This is a genomic window from Devosia sp. XGJD_8 (genome assembly GCF_046614475.1).
GTDB lineage: Bacteria > Pseudomonadota > Alphaproteobacteria > Rhizobiales > Devosiaceae > Devosia.
Genome location: NZ_JBKJHF010000002.1, coordinates 278,336 through 298,424, shown reverse-complemented (window position 1 = coordinate 298,424; position 20,089 = coordinate 278,336). Strand labels below are relative to the sequence as shown.

Sequence of the window (20,089 nt, the reverse complement as noted above, 5' to 3'; positions counted from 1 at the left end):
ACTATGTTCGGCCTACACTACAAAATCGAGCGCAGCGCGATCGGCCTCGTCACCTTCATTGTGCTGGTCGCTTCGATCGGCGGCCTCATCGAGATCGCGCCGCTCTTCACCATCGACGAGACCGTGGAACAGGCGCCCGACATGCGCGTCTATACCCCGCTCGAAGTGGCCGGGCGCAACATCTATATCCGCGAAGGCTGCTACGCCTGCCACAGCCAGATGATCCGCACCCTGCGCGACGAAGTGGAGCGCTATGGCCCCTATTCGCTGGCCGTGGAAAGCAGCTACGACCATCCCCAGCTCTGGGGCTCCAAGCGCACCGGGCCGGACCTGGCCCGGCTGGGCAACAAATATTCGGATGCCTGGCACACGGTGCACCTGTTCAATCCGCGCGACGTGGTGCCCGAATCCAAGATGCCGGCCTATCGCTGGCTGCTGCGCGATCCGCTGCGCACCGACGATCTGGGCAATCACCTATCGGCCCTGCGGGCGGTCGGCGTGCCCTATACCGATGAGCAGGTCGCCAATGCCGCGCTCGATGCCTATGGGCAGGCCAATCCGGAAACCGCAGCAGCCGACGGTGTCGCCGAGCGCTATGGCAGCGCAACCAATATCCGCATGTTCGACGGCGTTTCGACCCGCCTGACCGACATGGACGCGCTGGTTGCCTATCTGCAGGTGCTCGGCAACCTGACCGACGCCGCCCATCAACCCAATCAGCCGGAGGCAGAATAGATGCCCTTCGACCACGATACCGTCGTTGGCTTCTCCAAGTCGTTCGGCCTGTTCTACCTCGTTACCCTCAGCGTCATCGCGCTGGCCTGGACCTATTGGCCCTCCAACAAGAAGGGCTTTGACGAGGCCGCCAGGCTTCCCGTGCGTGAAGAGGAGGACCGGCCATGGCGCTAGGCGAACGCGACAAGATTACCGGGCAGATGACGACCGGGCATGAGTGGAACGGCATCAAGGAACTCAACACGCCCGTCCCGCGCATCGTCTATTTCTTCCTCATCGCCATGGGCGGCTTCGCCATTCTTTGGACGGTGCTGATGCCCAGCTGGCCCGGGATCAACGGCTATTTCCGCGGCCTGTTGGGCGCGGACCAGCATGCCGCCGTCATCCAGAGCGTCGAGCAGGCGCAGGTCGAGCGCGCCAGCTGGACCAGTCGCATCGACAGCGAAGACTTTGCCGCCATCCAGGCCGATGAAGAGCTGATGACCATCGTGCGCCAGACCGGCGCCGCCCTGTTCGGCGACAATTGCGCCGCCTGCCACGGCACCAATGCCCAGGGCGGACCCGGCTTCCCCAACCTTGCCGCCGCGCCGATCATGTGGGGCGACGATCCGGAAATCGTGGCCGAGACCATTCGCGTGGGCATCAACGGCACGAGCCCCGAAACACGCTTTGCCCAGATGCTGGCCTTTGGCCGCGACCAGATGCTCGAGCGCGCCGATATCGACGCTGTCGTGGCCTATGTCGAAACCCTGTCGCAGCCCGATCTGGTCGCCACCGCCGACCCGGCAATGCTGGCGACCGGCGCCGAGCTCTTTGCCGCCAATTGCGCAGCCTGCCACGGCGAGAATGCCCAGGGCATGATCGAGACCGGCTCGCCGAACCTGACCGACGAGCACTGGATCTATGGTGGCGACCATTCCAGCATCCGCAGCTCGGTCTATAATGGGCGCATCGGCACCATGCCCTCCTGGGAAGGGCGCCTGACCCCCACCGACATCAAGCTTCTGACGCTCTACGTCCTCGACCTGCGGGCCAGCCAATGAGCGCGCCCTCGGTCACCCATGACAGCACCATGCGGCAGTCCGGCACGCGCCGGCTGCTGATTGGCGCCGCCGTGGTGATCGTGGGCGTGCTGCTCGTCGCCAATGCCCACCTGGTCTATGTCGCCTTTTCCTCGCAGCCTGACTGCGTCACCCACCTCAAGGGCGGGGGCGAGCCCGGCACGTTCCGCGCCGCCAAATCGGCCTGCTGACCACCAACCCAACGGATCGCCCCCATGGCCAAGACGCTGCATCCCACCGCCGATATCATCCCCGATACCGTCCCCGCTTTGCCCAAGGCGATCGACCATAACCGCCACCTGCCTGCGACCGCCGCCTTCCAGTGGCTGGCCCTGGGGTGGCGCGACCTGTGGAACCGGCCGATGCCGAGCCTGCTCTACGGGCTGGGCATTGCACTCCTGTCCTTGCTGGTCATCGCGGCCATGGTCGCCTTCGGCTGGGCCCAGATCCTGTTTCCGGCACTGGCGGGTTTCCTTGTGGTCGGGCCACTGCTGGCGACCGGGCTTTACGAAAAGAGCCGGCGGCTGGAGGCGGGCGAGCCCGTCACCCTGTGGCACATGATCTTTCCGCGCCGCGGCGGCGGAGCCCACCTGTTCTTTGTCGGCGCTGTCCTGCTGACGCTGATGCTGGTCTGGATGCGTGCCGCCGTCTTGCTCTACGCGCTCTTTCTCGGCTGGCGGCCGTTTCCTGGCTTCGACTCCGTGGTCAACATGCTGTTCACCACCCCCACGGGCCTGCTCATGCTGGCGGTGGGCACGGCGGTCGGCGGGCTGTTTGCCGCCTTTGCCTTCGCCATCAGCGCTTTCTCCATTCCCATGATGCTCGACCGGAGGCTCGATGCCTTTTCGGCCATGGGCCTGTCCATGTCGCTGGTGTGGAACAACCTGCCCGCCGCCCTGCTCTGGGGCGCCATCGTCTTGGCACTGACCGTCTTCAGCCTGGGCACCGCGCTCATCGGTCTCATCCTGATTTTCCCGCTGCTCGGCCATGCCACCTGGCACGCCTATGCCGCGGTCCGGCCATAGACCATGAGCTGCTGCCTGCCCCCGCCCGAATTCGTCGAGGCCGTTGCCGGCCCGATCCAGCGCGGGCCGGCTGCCGACGAAGTGCGGCTGGCCAGCCGGGACATCGGCAATGGCCTTCGCCAGACCGATCTGTCCGTGCCTGCCATCCATTGCGGCGGCTGCATCCAGACCATCGAAAAGGCCCTGGGCAAGCTCGAAGGCGTGCAATCGGCCCGGGTCAACCTCTCGACCAGGCGCGTCGCCGTGCGCTGGCGCGACACCGGTGCGCCGCCCGCCATGGTAGAGACGCTGACCGGGCTGGGCTATGAGCCCCATCTTTATGAGACCGAGGACAGCCAGCAGGACAGGACGCTGCCCGCCCTGATCCGCGCCCTGGCCGTGGCGGCCTTTGCCTCGATGAACATCATGATGCTGTCGGGCTCGGTCTGGTCCGGCGCCGATGGCGCGACCCGCGACATCCTGCATTGGATCTGCGCCGGGCTGACCCTGCCGGCTCTGCTCTATTCCGGCCGGGTCTTCTACCTCTCGGCCTGGAATGCCATTCGCCATCGCCGCACCAATATGGATGTGCCGATCACCATCGGCATTGCTCTCGCCTTCGCGCTGAGCCTTTACGACACCATCCATTCGGGCGAGCAGGTCTATTACGACGCTACGGTCTCCCTGATCTTCTTCCTTTTGATCGGGCGCACGCTCGATCACGTCATGCGCGAGCGCGCCCGCACCGCCGTCAAGAGCCTGGCCCGGCTGGCGCCGCGTGGCGCGCTGGTGCTGCATGCCGATGGGAGCCCGGAATATCTGCCTTTGCGCGAGATCGTGCCGGGCATGACCATCCTGCTGGCCGCCGGCGAGCGTGTGCCGGTCGACGCCAGGGTACTGACCGGCGCATCGGACCTCGACCGCAGCCTCATCAGCGGCGAAAGCATGCCGGTCGCCGCGGGGCCGGGCACCCGGCTCGAGGCCGGTACGCTCAACCTCACCGGCCCGCTGACCATTCGCGCCGAAGCGGGCGAGCAGGATTCCACCCTGGCCCAGATGGTGCGGCTGATGGAAGTGGCCGAGAGCGGACGCAACCGCTACCGCCGCATCGCCGACCGCGCCGCCGAACTCTATTCGCCCATCGTGCACCTGGCCGCCTTTGCCGCCTTCGCCGGCTGGATGCTCCTCAACGGCGACCTGCACAATGCCGTCACCGTGGCCATTGCCGTCCTCATCATCACCTGCCCCTGCGCGCTGGGCCTCGCCGTGCCCATGGTGCAGGTGGTCGCGGCGCGGCGCTTGTTCGACGCCGGCATCATGGTCAAGGACGGCTCAGCGCTGGAGCGGCTGGCCGAGATCGACAGCGTGGTCTTCGACAAGACCGGCACGCTGACGCTGGGCACGCCGCAGCTGCTGGACCAGGGCGATGTCGAACCGCGGCTCCTCGCGCTGGCCGCCGCGCTCGCCGCCTATTCCCGGCATCCCTATTCGCGGGCCATCACCACGGCCGGCGCCGGCCTGCCCGATGCGCCGACCTTCACCATCGCCAGCGAACTGCCCGGCTTTGGCGTCGAGGCCATGCTGGATGGCGACCGCTATCGGCTTGGCCGCGCCGACTGGGCGCTGTCTGCCAATGATGTTGCGAGCGGCACGGTCTTGAGTCGCAACGGCACCGAACTGCTGCGCTTTGCCTTCCACGACAGGCTGCGGCCCGGCGCGCATGGCGCGGTCAAGGCCCTCAAGGCCGCCGGATTGGATGTCGAGATCGTCTCGGGCGACACCAGCGACGCCGTCGCCACCATTGCGGACGACCTGCAGATTGCAGCCCGCTCGGGCAGCGTCCTGCCGGGCGGCAAGGCCGATCGCATCGCCGCTTTGCGCAGCGCGGGCCACAAGACCCTCATGGTCGGCGACGGGCTCAACGACGCGCCGGCTCTCATGGCCGCCCATGTCTCGATGGCGCCCTCCGGCGCCGCCGATGTCGGGCGCAGTGCCGCCGATTTCGTGTTCCTGCACGACGATCTGACGGCCGTGCCGCTGGCGCTGGCGGTGGCGCGCGACGCCGGCCGGCTGGTCCGGCAGAACCTGGCGCTCTCCGTGCTCTACAACGCCATCGCGCTGCCCATCGCCATTGCCGGCTACGTCAATCCGTTCATGGCGGCCATCGCCATGTCGCTGTCCTCGCTTGTCGTGGTGCTGAACGCGCTGCGCCTGGGCTGGGGCGGCTATCGGGGCTATCGCTGGCCGCTGCGCGCCACGCCCCGAACCGTGCCGGTACGCCCATGAGCGACTTTTTCTACCTGATCCCGATCTCGGTCATCCTGGGCGCGGCGGGGCTGGCGATCTTTCTCTGGACGCTGCGCGACGGGCAGTATGACGACCTCGACGGCGCCTCCCAGCGCATCCTCTACGAAGAGGACAAGCCACGCCCCGACCCGGACTAGAACCGGTTCATCAGCGCCCCGGTCGATAGCCGTGCGCGGGCCCTGAGCAGCAAGCGCTGCTGTGCCACCCCATCCTCGGCCGCGACGCTCTTGAGCAGGCGGGCCAGCTGTTCGCTGATCTCGGCGACCACCGCCGCGCTATGCAGCGGCAGAGCCACCAGCGCGCAATCGAGCAGGATGTCGGCCAGCAGGTCGATCGCCGTGTCATCCAGCATGCGAACGGCCCGCGCCAGCCAGTCGCCATCGACCGCCGGGCGCTCTTGCAGGAATAGGGTGGAACGCAGGAAGCCGCCCATGGCCGCCTCGGCATCCTCCCAGCGATTGCCGACCAGCCCGTCCATGGCCGGACGCAGCAAGGGGCTGCGACGCACCCGCTCGCTGAACTCGGCAGCCAGCGTATCGATATCCGCCTCGTCGAAAAACACCGAGGGCGCAAAGGGTGGAAACGGCATGGCAACCTGCGTTCGGGGACGCGCGCAATCTAGGCCGATCAAATGCGGGTCAGCTTGATCCCGGTCAAACGCCCGGCACTTTGCCCTTGCTATGCTGCAAGCCACAACGGGACCTCCCGGGGGGTGCTCGAAATGTCGCCAAATCGCCGGACGGAGCCGCTAGAGAAAAGCTATCAGCAACTGCTCGACCTCTGCGACGTGCTCGAGGCCATCGCCGACAGCCTGCCCCACCCCGATGCCGGCCTTTGCCTCTCCACGGCCGATGCGCTCGAACCGCTGGTCGAGCTAACGCACAGGCAGGAAGAAGACGTGCTCTTCCCCATCCTGGCCGCATCCAGCCGGCCCGAACTGAACCAGACCGTGGCGCGGCTGCGCCGGGAGCATCTCTCCGACATGGCCACGGCCGGCGAAGTCACCGACGCCCTGCGCGGGGTTGCGAGCAGCAGCTCGCCCCTGTCTCCCGATGCGGTGGGTTACCTGCTGCGCTCGTTTTTCGACAGCATGCGGCGGCACGTCTATGGCGAGCTCGAGCTGATCCAGCTCTTTGTGCCCGGCCGCAGCGAGGGGCCCATCAGTTGACCCAGTTTGTCGCGGCGCTTGTCGTCTTTCTCGCCTTGCACATGGTGCCGGCCATTCCCCCGCTGCGCGCCGGGCTGGTCGGAGCCCTCGGTCGCCGCCCCTACCTGATCACCTATTCGCTGGTGTCCCTCCTCGCCTTGGCCTGGCTGTTCCACGCCACCATGCGCCTCGATTTCGTGCCGCTCTGGGATGCAGCGGCCTGGCAGGCCTGGATACCGCTGGTGCTGACCCCCATCGGGCTGGTCTTCCTCGTGGCAGGGCTGCTGAGCCCCAACCCCGCCTCGATCACCCTGCGCCGGCCCGGTCTGGCGCCCGGCGCCATCACCACCGTGACGCGCCATCCGGTGCTGTGGGGCTTTGCCCTCTGGGCCGGCAGCCACCTCGTGCCCAATGGCGACATGCGCAGCCTCCTGCTGTTCGGATCGCTCTTTGCCTTTGCCCTTCTGGGCATGGTCATCACCGACCGCCGCGCCGGGCGCCGCCTGGCTGCGCAGTGGCCGCCCATCGCCCACAGCACCTCAATTCTGCCCTTTGCCGCCGCGCTGGCGGGCAGGACGCGGCTGCGGGTGGATGGATCGATCATCATCGGCCTGTTGACCAGCGCCGCCCTGACCGCCTGGCTGCTGCTGGGCGGGCATACACTGCTGTTCGGCGCCGATCCGCTGGCGCTGGCCGCCGCCTAGATGGAGTTCCCCATGCAATTCGACCTGATCGAACGCTATTCGGCGCCGGTGCCGCGCTATACCAGCTACCCCACCGCGCCGCATTTCCACGCCGGCATCAGCGCCCAGACCTATGCGCGCTGGCTGGGGGAGGTAGCCGATGACGCGACGATCTCGCTCTACCTTCACATTCCCTATTGCGATCGCCTCTGCTGGTTCTGCGGCTGCCACACCAAGCACACGCTGCGCTATGAACCCATCGCCCATTATCTCGAAGCACTCCATGCCGAGATCGACTGGGTCGCCGACCAGCTGGGCGGCCGGGGCGTGGTGACCGCGATCCATCTTGGCGGCGGCTCGCCCACCATGCTGACAGCGGACGATATGGCGATCCTCAAGGCCCGGCTCGCCGCGCGCTTCACCATCGCTCCCCATGCCGAGATCAGCATCGAGATCGACCCCAACGATCTGGGCGAAGACCGCTTCGACGCCATGGCGGCCTTCGGGCTGACCCGCGCCAGCGTCGGCGTGCAGGATTTCGACGAGCGCGTGCAGCGCGCCATCAACCGGCTGCAGAGTTTCGAACAGACCAGGCATGTCATCGATTCCGTGCGGGCGCGCGGCGTCCATTCGGTCAATGTCGATGTTCTCTATGGCCTGCCCTATCAGACGCTGGACAGCATCGAGGCCACCATCGCCCAGGTGCTGTCGCTGGCGCCGGACCGCACCGCGCTGTTTGGATATGCCCATGTGCCCTGGATGAAAAAGCACCAGCAGATGATCCCCGATGAAGCCCTGCCCGACATTCATGCGCGCTTCGCCCAGTCCCAGCTGGCGGCCGGCCTGCTCAATGCCGGCGGCCTGCAATCGATCGGCTTCGACCATTTCGCCCGCCCAACCGACAGCCTGGCCCTCGCTGCTGCCGCCGGCCGCCTGCGCCGCAATTTCCAGGGCTATACCGATGATCGCGCCGATATGCTGATCGGCCTGGGTGCCTCGGCCATCGGGCAATTGCCGCAGGGCTATGTGCAGAACATCACGCCCACCGGCGACTATCAGAAATCCGTATTGGCTGGTGGCGGCGCGACGACGCGCGGCTTTGCCCTGACCCCGGCGGACCGGCTGCATGGCTTTGCCATCGAGGCCCTGCTCTGCCGCTTCGCGCTGCGGCGCGACGAATTGCGCCAGTTCGGCGCCGCGGGCGAGACCCTGTTCGACGCTGCCGGCATCATCGCCGCAACCGATCCCGACGGCCTGACCCGCGCCGGCGCCGACTGCTTCAGCGTCACCGAACGCGGCCGCCCCTTCGTGCGCGCCATCGCGGCCAGGTTCGACACCTATCTGGCGACCGGGGCAGCGCGGCATTCCCTGGCGGTGTGAACCGGCGCGGGGGAATTGCCGCACAAGTCGCTGGCTCCCGGGCAAATCCCATGTAGATTTCGCCCATGGTCGACAAGAAGCTCGAGAACTATCGGGGCAAGCGCAATTTCACGAGGACAACCGAACCTGTCGGCACGGTAGCCGACGGGGAGAGCCGCTTTGTCGTGCACAAGCATTCGGCCAGTGCCGACCATTACGACCTGCGGCTCGAACTGGGCGGCGTGCTGAAAAGCTGGGCCGTGCCCAAGGGCCCCTCGCTTAATCCCGCCGACAAGCGCTTCGCCGCGGCGACCGAGGATCACCCGATCGAGTATATCGACTTTGAGGGAGTGATCCCGGAAGGCGAATATGGCGGCGGCCCCATGATCGTCTGGGATACCGGCACCTGGGCGCCGATGGGCGACCCTGTAGCCGATCTGGCAAAGGGGGCCTTCAAGTTCCGCCTCGTGGGGCAGAAGCTGCGCGGCGGCTGGATGCTGACCCGGCTCAAAGGCAAGCCGGAAGACAAGGGCAAGGAGGCCTGGCTACTGTTCAAGGAACGCGACCCGGCCATGAGCACCGAGATCGACATTCTCCTCGAGCGCCCCGAAAGCGTCAAATCCGGCAGGCGGATCGAGGAACTGGTGGCGCCTCCCCCTGCCCCGGTCAAGCGCAGCAAGCCGCAGCCCGGCAAGCTCGTCGGGGCGGCGAAGACGCCAATGCCCGCGACAGCCGAAATGCAGCTGGCCAGCCCCGCCGCGGCGCCGCCCAGGGAAGGCCCCTGGCTGCACGAGATCAAGTTCGACGGCTATCGCACCCTGGCCTTCCTCGATGGCGGCACGGCGCGGCTCATCACCCGCGGCGGGCTCGACTGGACCAGGCGCTATGGCGACCTGCCCGCGGCCTTCGCCGCGCTCAACTGCCGGGAGGCGGTGATCGATGGCGAGATTGTCGTGCTCGACGACAAGGGTATCAGCCGCTTTGGCAAGCTGCAGGATGCGCTCTCGACCGGCGCCGGCAACAGACTGGTCTTCTATGCCTTCGACCTGCTGCATCTCGACGGCTGGGACCTGCGAGCTGTGCCGCTCATAAAGCGCAAGGCGCTATTGGCGCAACTGTTGGCCGGCCATGTCAGCGGGCGCTCGGCCATCCAGTTCAGTGACCATGTCGAAGGCGACGGCCGGCCGCTTTATGACCATGCCTCCGAGCTGGGGCTGGAGGGAATCGTCTCCAAGCGCTCCGATGGCAGATATATCGGCGGCCGCGGCAGTACCTGGCTCAAGATCAAGGCGCTCAAGACCGGCGACTTTGTCATCGGCGGCTATAGCGTGAGCGAGGCCAATGGCGGCATCGGCGCCCTGGCCATGGCCGAATGGGTCGGCGAGGACCTGGTCTATCGCGGCAAGGTCGGCACCGGCTTTGATGCCGCCACCATGAAGGACCTGGTGCGCCGCCTCGAAGCCCTGCGCATCGACGACAGGCTGGACGGCGCGCCCAAGGACATCCTCCCGGTCAGGCCGACGCTCAAGGCGCGGGTGCAATATGCCACCATCACCAGCGACGGCATGCTGCGCCACGCGGTGTTCAAGGGCCTGCGCGAAGCGGAATTGACCACCGCCGTGACGGCGCCGCGCAAGCGCATCGTCTCCGATGCGGACCTCGCCGGCATCTGGGTGACCAATCCCACCCGCCGCCTGTTCGGCAAGTCCGGCCCGACCAAGCTGGAGATCGCCGTCTATTACGCGGCGGTGGGCGACTACATGCTGCCCCATCTGTTCGACCGCCCGGTCTCGCTGTTCCGCTGCCCGACCGGCAAGCCGCAGGACTGCTTCTTCCAGCGCCACCCCTTCACCGGCATGCCGGGGACGATCAAGAGCTTCGTCACCGAGAATTCCGATGGCGAGAAACAGACCTATATCGCGGTCGAGGACGCCAAGGCCTATCTGGCCCTGGCGCAGTTCGGCGTGGTCGAATTCCATGCCTGGGGCACGCATCAGAGCCATCTCGACAAACCCGACCGGGTGATCTTCGACCTCGACCCCGGCGAGGGCGTTGCCTGGCGCGACGTGGTCAATGCGGCGGTACACCTGCGCGGCGAGCTCGAGGCCATGAACCTCGTGCCCTTCGTCAAGACCTCTGGGGGCAAGGGCATCCATATCGTGGTGCCGACCACCCCGAAGCTGACCTGGAAACAGACGCACGCGACCTGCGCCAGTATCGCGACGAGGCTGGCCGCCACTGGCCGGGACACCTTCACCACCACCATGGGCGAGCAGAACCGCAAGGGCCGCATCTTCATCGACTACCACCGCAATGCGCGCAGCGCGACAGCAGTCGCGGCCTATTCGCTGCGCGCCCGCCCGCACCTGCCGGCATCGACGCCAATCGATTGGCGCGATCTTGAGTCCATCGACTCTCCCACGGACCTGAATTACTCTTCGCTTCCGGGTTTGTTAACCACATCGGGCGACCCCTGGGCCGACATTAACGAGTCAGCACGGGATTTGGCGCCATGAATTACTGTGGTGAACTGCGTACGCGTAGGAGGCGGCGATGGCTCCAAGAGCAAGCTGGAAGGGTCAACTGAGGCTGAGCCTGGTCAGCTGTCCGGTCAAACTGTTTCCGGCGACCAGCGCCTCGGAGCGCATCAGCTTCAATCAGCTGCACAAGGACACGCATAACCGCATCAACATGAAGGCGGTCGATCCCGAACTGGGCCTGGTCGAGCGCAGCGATCTGGTGCGCGGCTACGAATACGAGCCCAAGCAATATATCATCATCGATGATGCCGATCTCGAAGCCGTGCGCATCGAATCCAACCACACGATGAATATCGAAGCCTTCGTCGATGCCGGCGAAGTCGACGTGCTCTACCAGGACGCGCCCTATTACCTGGCGCCCGACGGCGCCATGGCCGAAGAGACCTTCGTCGTGCTGCGCGAAGCCCTGCGCAAGAGCGGCAAGGTCGCCATTGCCCGCCTGGTGCTGACCAATCGCGAACGCGTCGTCACCATCGGCGCGCGCGAAAACGGCATGTTCGTCACCACCTTGCGCAACCCCAACGAGGTGCGCGGCACGGCCGAGTATTTCGACAATATCCCGGTGGGCAAGCCGGAGCAGGAAATGCTGGACCTCGCCCAGAAGCTCATCGAGCAGAAGGTCACAACCTTCAATCCCAAGGACTACGAGGACCGCTACGAGCTGGCGCTGATGGCCATGATCCGCGAGAAGCTCAAGGGCCACAATCCGATCATCGCGGCGGCCCCGGAACGCGGCAATGTCATCAACCTGATGGATGCGCTCAAGGCCAGCCTCGGCGAGGCCAAGCCCGCCGCCAGGAGCAAGGCCAAGGCGCCTGCGCCCGCCAAGGAATCGGCTGCCAAGGTCTCGCTGAAGGCAGCGCTCGAAGCCAGCAAGGCAACGGCACCGAAAGCGGCGTCCAAGAAGAAGGCCTGATCGCATGCCGGCAAGCGGGCAAAGCTATGGCGTCGTGGGGGCGCTCAAGGCCTTCCCGCTCCGCCTTGCCGCCAAGCTGGTCGCCTCGCGTGGCGGCCGGCTGCACCGCAGCATCACCCGCGGCACCACGCGCATCGTCATCGGCCGCACCCTGCTGTCGCGCCTGGGCGAAGGCGAGATCGAGCAGCGTATCGCGGCCGCGCGCGACAGCGGCGCGCCCTTGCTCAGCGAGAACGCCTTCCTGCGCACTTTGGGCAGCCTCCCCGCCAGCCCGCCCGCCGATCTCGGCCGGCAATCCATGCTCGACCAGTCCGGCCTCAGCGGCGACACGCTCGACCTGCTGACCCTGTTCGACGCCTTCGAGCATCACGGCCCGCCCTATTCCTTTCGCGACATTCTCCTCGCCAGAAAATATGCCGGCCTTGTCGCCACCGGCGCCAGCTGGAGCGCCATAGCCCGCTCCATCCACCAGATCGGGCCGGTGGGTTCGCTGACCGCGCTGACGCTGCAGACCGGGGCCGACAAGATCCTCACCAGCGACGCCCATTCGCTCGCCGAACTCGACGGCCAGCGCCTGCTGCCGCTGCTCGACACCGCGGACGAGGCCGAGGATTATTTCGGCCTGGCCGAAAGTGCCGAGGCGGCCGAGCTCTTCGCCGAAGCCGCCACGCACTACGCCCATTGCGCCGCCATCGACGGCAGCGACGCCACCGCGCCCTTCAACCTCGGCAATTGCCTGCGCAAGCTGGACGATCTCGATGGCGCGGCCCTGGCCTATGCCACCGCCCTCAAGCGCGACCCGCACTTCATCGAGGCCTGGTTCAACTATGGCGGCCTGCTGCGCGACATGGGCCGCATCGCCGCCGCCCGGCAGCACCTGGCGCGCGCAGCCGAGCTCGACCCCGGCTTTGCCGACGCCATCTATAACCTCGGCGCGCTCGAATATGATGCCGGCGACCTCGGCGCCGCGCGCCACTGGTGGACGCAGTATCTCGGCCTCGATGACAGTTCGGACTGGGCGCGACGTGCCCGCGCCGGCATAAGGCTGGCCGACCAAGTCTCGCGCAGGACAGCCAGCTGATGACAACCGACTTTCTCTTCGACGGCCCCGAAGACGCCCGTATCACCATCCTCCTGGCCCACGGCGCCGGCGCGCCGATGGATTCGGCCTCGATGAACGCCGTCGCCAAGGCCTTGGCCGAGCAGGGCTTCCGCGTCGCGCGCTTTGAATTCGCCTATATGGCCAGCCGCCGCACCGCAGCCGGCAAGAAGCCGCCGCCTAAGGCCGAAACCGTGATGCCGGAATATGTCGCCGCCATTGACGATCTGGGGCCGACCAATGGGCCTTTGCTCATCGGCGGCAAGTCGATGGGCGGCCGCGTCGCCAGCATGGTGGCCGATGCCCTGTTCGATGCCGGCCGGATCGCCGGACTGGTCTGCCTCGGCTATCCCTTTCATCCGCCGGGGCGGCCACAGCAGTTGCGCACCGCCCATCTCATCAACCTTCGGACACCGACCCTGATCTGCCAAGGCACGCGCGACGAATTCGGCGATCACTACGAGGTTGGCGAATTCGGGCTCTCCGACGCCATAGAGGTGCTGTGGCTCGAAGATGGCGACCATGATCTCAAGCCGCGCAAGTCGGTCTCGGGTTTCTCCACGGCCGACCATCTCAAGACCGTGGCCAGCAGCATCGATGCCTGGGTCAAGCGCATCGCGCCGTGAAGATTGCCACCTACAATATCAATGGCATCAACCGCCGCCTGCCCAACCTGATGGATTGGCTGGCCGATGCCGCGCCCGACGTGGTGTGCCTGCAGGAACTCAAGGCCACCCAGAAGCAGTTTCCCGCCACCGCCCTCGCCGATGCCGGCTATGGCGCGGTCTGGCTGGGTGAATCGAGCTGGAATGGCGTGGCCATCCTGGCGCGGGGCGCCGAGCCGGTGCTGACGCGCAATGAACTGCCGGGCGACAGCGCCGACAAGCAGGCCCGCTACATCGAGGCGGCCGTCAATGGCGTACTGGTCGCCTCGCTCTATGCGCCCAATGGCAATCCGCAGCCGGGGCCGAAATTTGCCTACAAGCTCGCCTGGACCGAGCGCCTGCTCGGCCATGCTGCCGAACTGTTCGAGACCGGCCTGCCCGTGGTGCTGGCGGGGGACTACAACATCGTGCCCGAGCCGCGTGACATGTATGAAACCACATCCTATCGCGACAATGCCCTGGTCCAGCCGGCCAGCCGCGCCCTGTTCGGCCAGTTGCTGGAGCAGGGCTGGACCGACGCCATCCGAACCCTCTATCCGACCGAGACGGTCTACACCTTCTGGGACTACATGCGGAACCGCTGGCCCCGCAATGCCGGCCTGCGGCTCGACCATCTGCTGTTGAGCCAGGACCTGTCAAAGCAGCTGGCATCCGGCGGCGTCGACCGGGATGTCCGCGGCCAGCCCGGCGCCAGCGATCACGCCCCGACCTGGATCGTCCTCGACTAGACCGCGGTTAGATGCGGAACGGCCTGGTCCCCACCACCCTGGGCACCACTGTCCTGTTGGGGAATTCGGCAACAACCCCGTCCACGGCGAGACCATTGTGCCAGTCCAGCGCCAGCACCGGCTGGTCCGGACGCCGCAGCGTGACCGCCATCGCCGCCGCATCGAAACCGAGCTCGACCCCCGCCAGATAGCGCCGGAACGCTGCGAAGGCGTCCGGCCCCGTACCATCTGCCACGATCGCGACCCAGGCACTGCGCGTCCCCGTCACCCGATATTCGCGACCCGCCCCCGGCCCCTGCGTCACCGCCGCAATCGGCCCCGACGCGCCCAGCGCCACCAGTCCCTCGCCCGACCGGGCAATCAGCCAGTGTCCATCGACCAGCGTCTCGTCGATGCCTTCGCTCGACAGGTAGGCATGGGTGAACGGAATCCGCGCCGTCTCGCCCAGATCGTAGAGCATCAGCGTCGCATTGCCCGCCTGCCCGACCCGCGGCAGCACACCATTGCCCGCCCAGTAGGACGGCCGGTTCTGTCCCCATGGATCGTCTTCGCCGGGATGGTTGATCCAGGCCCGGGCAAAGGGGTGGCTGGCAAAGCGCACATCCATGATGTGCTGCTGGTGCCCGCTGGCGCCCGGCCGTCCATCGACGGTGGCCGACAGCTGCACATGGGCGCTCTTGTAGAGCGCCAGCCGCGCCGCCTCGTCATGGCCCTGCACGTAATGCGCCTCGAAGGCCGCGTCGCCAGCCGGCTCGGCATAGCGCAAGAGATCGGCGGGTGGGGCATAGGTCGCCAGCAGGAACTGCGGCAGCGCGGCGACGCCGGCATTGAGCCATCCCCGGCCAAAGGCCACGGCGGCAAAGGGCGCCAGTTCCGTCAGCGGCCCGGCCCGCAATTCCTTGTCATAGGCACGGCCCATGCTGCCGGCAGGCACGCCGCCCAGCGTATGCAGGGCAATCATGGTGAAGAGCCGGTCGAGCAGGGCACGGGCGCGATCCGCCACCGCGCCATCGCTCAGTTCGGCCAGCGCCAGCAGCCCGATGAAGTCGATCGGGTAATAGGCCGCTGAATTCCATTCGGCGAGGCCATCACGCTCGACGGCATCGAACCATTTGCCGAGGCGCATCTTGGCCAACTCGGCCTGTTCGGCGCCCAGCCGTCCCGAGGTCGAGAAGCGCTCCGCGCCCAGCCATTGCCCGGCCAGCAGCTGGGACACATGGAAACACAGCACATGGTTCTCGCTCCAGAACCACATGACGTCATTGCCCGGCTCGTCGACCCAGTAGCGATAGTCGAGCACGGCGCGGCGCGCCCGCGCGGCCAGGTCAGCCGGCATCTGCTCACCATGGCGCATCAGCGCCCAGAGCAGCGGTACCATGACGAAATCCGAGCAGTCGCGCCGCTCCTCGATGGCATCGAGCGTCAACTCGATGATCGGGCGCAGCCGCGCCTCATCCTGCTGCCCGGTCGCGAGCAGGGCCAGCGCCGTACCCATGCGCATCTCGCCATGGCTGGCCACATGGTCCAGCGCCAGCCGCTTGCGCTGGTCGAGATCGGCGCCCAGCACTGTCGGCGTGGTTTGCGCCAGTACGGCGCAACCGATCTTCCGCGTTACCCGGGCAGCACCGGCCGAAAAGACCAGGTCGACCTGATGATAGCCATCGGGCAACACGCCGCCGGCGCAGACGGGCAGTTTGGTGGCGCCCGCCGGCAGCTCCAGCGTGCTTTGCAGAATGGCCCCCTCGGCATGCGAGGTCGGCTGCACGGTGACGCGCACCGCTACGGGTTCGGCGACCGGCCGGTCAAACACCAGCGTAAGCCCCTCGGCACCGACAAACTCGCCGGCCGGGCGGACACTGTCGGCGAGGGTCTTGAGCGCTGCGCCGTCGGCGGGCGCGACAGCGCCCGGCAGCATCACCTGCAGTGTAACCGCGCTCACCAGGCTCAGCTCGAAATACCAGTTGGTGTCCCGCTCGGCCATTTCCTCTGTCAGGATGATGACTTCGCTCCCCGCCTCGCGCAGCGGCAGCGAGATCTCGCGGCGCTGCTCGACATTGCGGGTATAGGGCTCGAACGCCGCCAGCAATTGCCCGTCCACCCAGACATGCACGCCGCCACAGGTCACGATATCGAAGCGGTAGTCGCCATCGGCCTGCGGCACCAGGATGGTGCGGCACCAGCGCGCGAGGCGCGTCGGCCGGTGCCGGAACCGGCTGAAGGCGACGCGCCGGTTGGCGCCGGGCAGGTGCAGGCTCTCGACCGGCCAGTCGCTCTCCAGCACCGGCCGGCGGGTCGCCAGTTCGCGGAACAGCGCCACCCGGCAGGGCAGCGTGCCGACATCGACGAAACCGTTGATGAAGCGATAGTTGACCCGGTCCTCGGCCAGGGATGGCTCGCCGGGATAATAGCGCTCGCTGACGGGCGACAGCGCCCAGGCCGTAATGCTGTCGCCACGGGCGACGGCAAAGGTGGCGCCATCCAGCATCGGGGAATCCTGTTTCATCATGCCTCTTGTCGGGCCTGGCCCGCTTGCGTCAGGGGCGGCAGGGCCAGCTCGATGCTCTCGAGCAGGCCCGGCAGTTGCGACAGCGCGGTAATCACATGGTCGGGCTGTTGCAGCGGCGAGGCGGGCACCCTGCTGCGCCGGTCGGACCAAGAAAAGAAGATCGAGCCTATGCCCACGCCATTGGCGCCGGCAATGTCGCGCTCGAGATTGTTGCCGACCATGACCACGTGGCGCGCGTCGTCGCGTGTCAGCCCCGCCTGCCGCAGGGCCGTGTCGAACATCAGTGCCGAAGGCTTCAGCGCGCCGACATCCTCGGAGATCACATGGGCGTCGAACTGGTCCCACAGCCCGTGCTGGACCAGGATATTGCTGAAGGTTTCGCGCGGACCGTCTGCCACGAGGATCAACCGGTGCCCTGCGTCACGCAGGGCGGCCAGGGTTGCCGTCGCGCCCTCGATCAGCTCCGCCGTCAGGACCACGTCTGTGCCCGGCCGCTTGATCTCGGTGCCTTCATCGACCAGCGTATCGCCACAGTCGAGAAAGATGGCCCTCAAATGCGGGACCTCGGCCTCCAGCCCCGCCATGACGGCCGCGACGCGCTGTGGCACGAACCGTTCGAGATCGTCCCACGGCACGAGCGGCGCCTCGCCCTTCAGTGTCGAAAACTCGAAACTCGGCTCGAACCGGTCGCCCTGCATCTTGAGCCGCGCCAGCCTGTCCTGCTGCGGCTGCACCCCATAGGCGCCGGCCTCGTAGAAGAAATTGCCGCGATGCACGGCCTCGTGCCCGGCAAGCGCATCGCAACACAGCCGCAGCCGCTCGCCCGCCTCGGCGCGCATGGCATCGGGATCGGCCCAATGCGCATGCTTGCCCGGCTCGGCAAAGAGTACCGGGCGCACCCCGTCCATCAGCGGCAGCCCGGCATCGCGCACCATCGGCTCGCGCCGGCCATGCGCCGAGGCCTCCACTTCCACTACCGCGCCGCTCCCGTCCACATGCACCCAGACATGCTCGAGGTCATAGAGGTGGCCGATGTCCCAATCGTAGTAGATGGCATATTCGATCGTCGCGCCGCCGCGGGGCGCAATGGCGAACTTGCTCGACGGCGACTGGCCCGGCGCACGGAACACCGTATAGCCGATACGCACCGGCAAATAGGGTTCGCGCCGGTCGAACTGCAAAACAGGACGGTGCCGGTCCGCGAGGTCACGATCAGCTATGGTCGCCAGACCGCTCATGCCGCCACTCCGGTCAGGTCAAGCTCCCCGGCAAAGTGGCAGCGCACCTGCCGGCCGGCCGCCACTTCGCGCAGGGCCGGAACATCGGTGCGGCAGCGTTCCTGCGCATAGGGGCAGCGTGGATGAAAGGTGCAGCCTGTCGGCGGATTGGCCGGATTGGCAATCTCGCCCTTGAGCGGCACGCGCTTGCGGGTGCGGTTGCCGCGTGGATCGGGCTGCGGCACCGAGGCCATCAGCGCCTCGGTATAGGGGTGGAGCGGCCGGGCAAAGAGATCATCCGTATTGGCGATTTCCATCAGCCGGCCGAGATACATCACCCCGATGCGATCGGCGATATGCTCGACCATGCCCAGGTCATGCGTGATGAACAGATAGGTCAGCCCGAACTGCTCCTGCAGATCCTGCAGCAGGTTGATATTCTGCGCTGCCACCGACACGTCGAGCGCCGAGACAGCCTCGTCGGCGGCAATGAAGCTGGGATTGAGCGCCAGGGCCCTTGCGATGCCGATACGCTGGCGCTGGCCGCCCGAAAAGGCATGCGGATAGCGCAGCAGGAATTCGGGGCGCAGGCCCACCACCTTGAGCAGGTCGGCCACGCGGTCGCGAATTTCGCTCTGGCTGCCGACGCCATGGATCACCAGCGGTTCGCCCACCAGTTCGAGCAGGTTCATGCGCGGATTGAGCGAGGAATAGGGATCCTGGAAGATCATCTGCATCTCGCGCCGCATCTCGCGCATCTGCCGCTCGTTGAGGCTGGAGATGTCGACCACCTCGCCACTGTCGCGGCGGAACAGGATCGAGCCATCGGTCAGGGTATAGGCACGCAGCATCAGCCGGGCGACGGTGGATTTGCCCGAGCCGCTTTCGCCCACCAGCCCGAAGGTTTCGCCCTTGCGGATATCGAGCGACACATCGTCGATGGCCTTGACGGTCCCCACCTCCTTGCGCAGCCAGCCGGCCGTGATCGGAAAGTATTTCTTGAGATTGCGGACCGAGATCAGCACGTCATCGGGCATGGCCGTGGCCAGGTCTGCGCCAGACAGGTTTACGTCAGACATGGGCATCAGCCTCCGCGAGCTGTTCGGCGAAGTGGCAGCGGGCTGCCTGGCCATTGGGGAATATGTGCTGCTCTGGCGCCCGCACGTCGCAGGTGCCGGCCACGCTGTAGCCGCAGCGCGGATGGAACGAGCAGCCAGTCGGCACGCTATAGGGGTCGGGCACCATGCCCGGAATGGTGGGTAGCCGCCGCCCCTGATCGACACCCAGCCGCGGGATCGAGTTGAGCAATGCCCTCGTATAGGGATGCTTGGGCGCATAGAAGATGTCGTCGACCGAGGCGGTCTCGACGATCCGCCCCAGATACATCACCGCCACCCGGTCGGCGATATCGGCCACCACGCCGAAATTGTGGGTAATGAACACGATGGCCATGCCCAGCTCGGCCTGCAGGTGCTTGAGCAGTTCGAGGATCTGCGCCTCGGTGGTCACGTCCAGCGCCGTGGTCGGCTCGTCGGCGATCAAGAGGCTCGGATCGCAGGAGATGGCCAGCGCGATCATGGCGCGCTGCCGCATGCCGCCCGACAGCTGATGCGGATAATTGTCCAGCATCTGCTCGGGCCGCGGCATGCCGACCTTGCTCAACTGGTCCGCGGCCCGCCTGCGGGCAGCATGCCGGTCGAGCCGCATATGCAGCTGGATGGTGCGGATGATCTGGTCGCCGATCGAATGCACCGGCGAGAGCGCGGTCATCGGCTCCTGGAAGATCATGCCGATATGCTGGCCACGGATCTGCCGCACGGCGCGGCTGTCGCGGCCCAGCGCCGAAAGGTCATGCAGCTCTCCCGTGCGCGGACGGAACTGGATGTGGCCGCCCTCCTCCCGCGCATTGCGCGGCAAGAGGCGCATGATGGCGCGGGCGGTGATGGATTTGCCCGAGCCGCTCTCCCCGACAATGCCGAGCACCTCGCCGCGATCGACATGGTAGGACACCCCGTTCACCGCCTTGACCACGCCTTCGCGGGTGGGGAAATGCACCTTGACGTCGTCGAGATCGAGCAGGCGCTCGGCCGGCATGGACAGCTGTGGGTTCATCTTGAGCATG

General features: G+C 66.7%; 20 protein-coding genes. 15 read left to right on the top strand and 5 right to left on the bottom strand.

Going from position 1 to position 20,089, the window contains the following annotated elements; all coding sequences use genetic code 11:
- Positions 1 to 3: 3 nt before the first annotated feature.
- From ccoO to ccoS, 7 genes are read left to right on the top strand one after another with little or no spacing between them, the layout of a single operon-like run.
- Positions 4 to 735, top strand: a complete 732-nt coding sequence (gene ccoO, locus ACLI1C_RS16955; RefSeq protein ID WP_411398734.1) for a cytochrome-c oxidase, cbb3-type subunit II — start codon at positions 4 to 6, stop codon at positions 733 to 735.
- The gene (locus tag ACLI1C_RS16950; protein WP_332686296.1) at positions 736 to 909 is read left to right on the top strand and encodes a cbb3-type cytochrome c oxidase subunit 3; all 174 of its coding nucleotides are present in this window, start codon (positions 736 to 738) and stop codon (positions 907 to 909) included. It begins immediately after the preceding gene.
- The gene (gene ccoP / locus ACLI1C_RS16945) at positions 900 to 1,778 is read left to right on the top strand and encodes a cytochrome-c oxidase, cbb3-type subunit III (RefSeq protein ID WP_411398733.1); all 879 of its coding nucleotides are present in this window, start codon (positions 900 to 902) and stop codon (positions 1,776 to 1,778) included. The genes ACLI1C_RS16950 and ccoP overlap by 10 nt, the downstream gene beginning before the upstream one ends.
- Complete coding sequence (locus ACLI1C_RS16940; protein ID WP_411398732.1) at positions 1,775 to 1,987, top strand: hypothetical protein; 213 nt, start codon at positions 1,775 to 1,777, stop codon at positions 1,985 to 1,987. Before ccoP ends, ACLI1C_RS16940 begins: the two co-directional genes overlap by 4 nt.
- Before the next feature lie 24 nt (positions 1,988 to 2,011).
- On the top strand, positions 2,012 to 2,821 hold the full coding sequence (locus tag ACLI1C_RS16935; protein WP_411398731.1) for a DUF2189 domain-containing protein: 810 nt from the start codon (positions 2,012 to 2,014) through the stop codon (positions 2,819 to 2,821).
- A 3-nt stretch (positions 2,822 to 2,824) separates the two neighbouring features.
- The gene (locus tag ACLI1C_RS16930; protein WP_411398730.1) at positions 2,825 to 5,086 is read left to right on the top strand and encodes a heavy metal translocating P-type ATPase; all 2,262 of its coding nucleotides are present in this window, start codon (positions 2,825 to 2,827) and stop codon (positions 5,084 to 5,086) included.
- Entirely contained in the window at positions 5,083 to 5,244 is a 162-nt protein-coding gene (gene ccoS / locus ACLI1C_RS16925; RefSeq protein WP_411398729.1) for a cbb3-type cytochrome oxidase assembly protein CcoS, read from the top strand. The genes ACLI1C_RS16930 and ccoS overlap by 4 nt, the downstream gene beginning before the upstream one ends.
- On the opposite strand, the gene ACLI1C_RS16920 is transcribed toward ccoS, so the two are convergent.
- Positions 5,241 to 5,696, bottom strand: coding sequence for a hypothetical protein (locus ACLI1C_RS16920; RefSeq protein WP_411398728.1), 456 nt, complete (start codon positions 5,694 to 5,696; stop codon positions 5,241 to 5,243). The two genes, ccoS and ACLI1C_RS16920, sit on opposite strands and share 4 nt — an antisense overlap.
- A gap of 132 nt (positions 5,697 to 5,828) precedes the next feature.
- Here ACLI1C_RS16920 and ACLI1C_RS16915 point away from each other — a divergent pair, with 132 nt between their 5' ends.
- From ACLI1C_RS16915 to ACLI1C_RS16880, 8 genes are all read left to right on the top strand, one after another.
- A complete protein-coding gene (locus ACLI1C_RS16915; RefSeq protein ID WP_411398727.1) occupies positions 5,829 to 6,275 on the top strand; it encodes a hemerythrin domain-containing protein in 447 nt (148 codons plus the stop codon).
- Positions 6,272 to 6,958 carry an NnrU family protein gene (locus ACLI1C_RS16910; protein WP_411398726.1) on the top strand — a complete coding sequence of 229 codons (687 nt, stop codon included), beginning with the start codon at positions 6,272 to 6,274 and terminating at the stop codon, positions 6,956 to 6,958. Before ACLI1C_RS16915 ends, ACLI1C_RS16910 begins: the two co-directional genes overlap by 4 nt.
- A gap of 12 nt (positions 6,959 to 6,970) precedes the next feature.
- Complete coding sequence (gene hemN / locus ACLI1C_RS16905) at positions 6,971 to 8,317, top strand: oxygen-independent coproporphyrinogen III oxidase (protein ID WP_411398725.1); 1,347 nt, start codon at positions 6,971 to 6,973, stop codon at positions 8,315 to 8,317.
- Positions 8,318 to 8,382: 65 nt separating this feature from the next.
- Positions 8,383 to 10,812, top strand: coding sequence for a DNA ligase D (ligD, locus tag ACLI1C_RS16900; RefSeq protein WP_411398724.1), 2,430 nt, complete (start codon positions 8,383 to 8,385; stop codon positions 10,810 to 10,812).
- A gap of 37 nt (positions 10,813 to 10,849) precedes the next feature.
- Positions 10,850 to 11,752, top strand: a complete 903-nt coding sequence (locus ACLI1C_RS16895) for a Ku protein (protein ID WP_411398723.1) — start codon at positions 10,850 to 10,852, stop codon at positions 11,750 to 11,752.
- 4 nt (positions 11,753 to 11,756) lie between these two features.
- Entirely contained in the window at positions 11,757 to 12,833 is a 1,077-nt protein-coding gene (locus ACLI1C_RS16890; RefSeq protein ID WP_411398722.1) for a tetratricopeptide repeat protein, read from the top strand.
- A complete protein-coding gene (locus ACLI1C_RS16885; protein WP_411398721.1) occupies positions 12,833 to 13,477 on the top strand; it encodes an alpha/beta family hydrolase in 645 nt (214 codons plus the stop codon). Before ACLI1C_RS16890 ends, ACLI1C_RS16885 begins: the two co-directional genes overlap by 1 nt.
- Positions 13,474 to 14,244: an exodeoxyribonuclease III gene (locus ACLI1C_RS16880; protein ID WP_411398720.1), complete on the top strand. Its 771-nt coding sequence runs from the start codon at positions 13,474 to 13,476 to the stop codon at positions 14,242 to 14,244. Before ACLI1C_RS16885 ends, ACLI1C_RS16880 begins: the two co-directional genes overlap by 4 nt.
- Before the next feature lie 7 nt (positions 14,245 to 14,251).
- Here ACLI1C_RS16880 and ACLI1C_RS16875 read toward each other — a convergent pair whose 3' ends face one another.
- The 4 genes from ACLI1C_RS16875 to ACLI1C_RS16860 are packed head-to-tail and all read right to left on the bottom strand — an operon-like array spanning position 14,252 to position 20,088.
- Complete coding sequence (locus tag ACLI1C_RS16875) at positions 14,252 to 16,747, bottom strand: hypothetical protein (protein ID WP_411398719.1); 2,496 nt, start codon at positions 16,745 to 16,747, stop codon at positions 14,252 to 14,254.
- On the bottom strand, positions 16,747 to 17,988 hold the full coding sequence (locus ACLI1C_RS16870) for an HAD family hydrolase (protein ID WP_411398718.1): 1,242 nt from the start codon (positions 17,986 to 17,988) through the stop codon (positions 16,747 to 16,749). Before ACLI1C_RS16870 ends, ACLI1C_RS16875 begins: the two co-directional genes overlap by 1 nt.
- A complete protein-coding gene (locus ACLI1C_RS16865; RefSeq protein ID WP_411398717.1) occupies positions 17,985 to 19,046 on the bottom strand; it encodes an ABC transporter ATP-binding protein in 1,062 nt (353 codons plus the stop codon). The genes ACLI1C_RS16870 and ACLI1C_RS16865 overlap by 4 nt, the downstream gene beginning before the upstream one ends.
- Positions 19,039 to 20,088 (bottom strand): ABC transporter ATP-binding protein, encoded by a 1,050-nt coding sequence (locus tag ACLI1C_RS16860; RefSeq protein WP_411398716.1) that lies wholly within the window; start codon positions 20,086 to 20,088, stop codon positions 19,039 to 19,041. The genes ACLI1C_RS16865 and ACLI1C_RS16860 overlap by 8 nt, the downstream gene beginning before the upstream one ends.
- Between the last annotated feature and the right edge of the window lies 1 nt (position 20,089).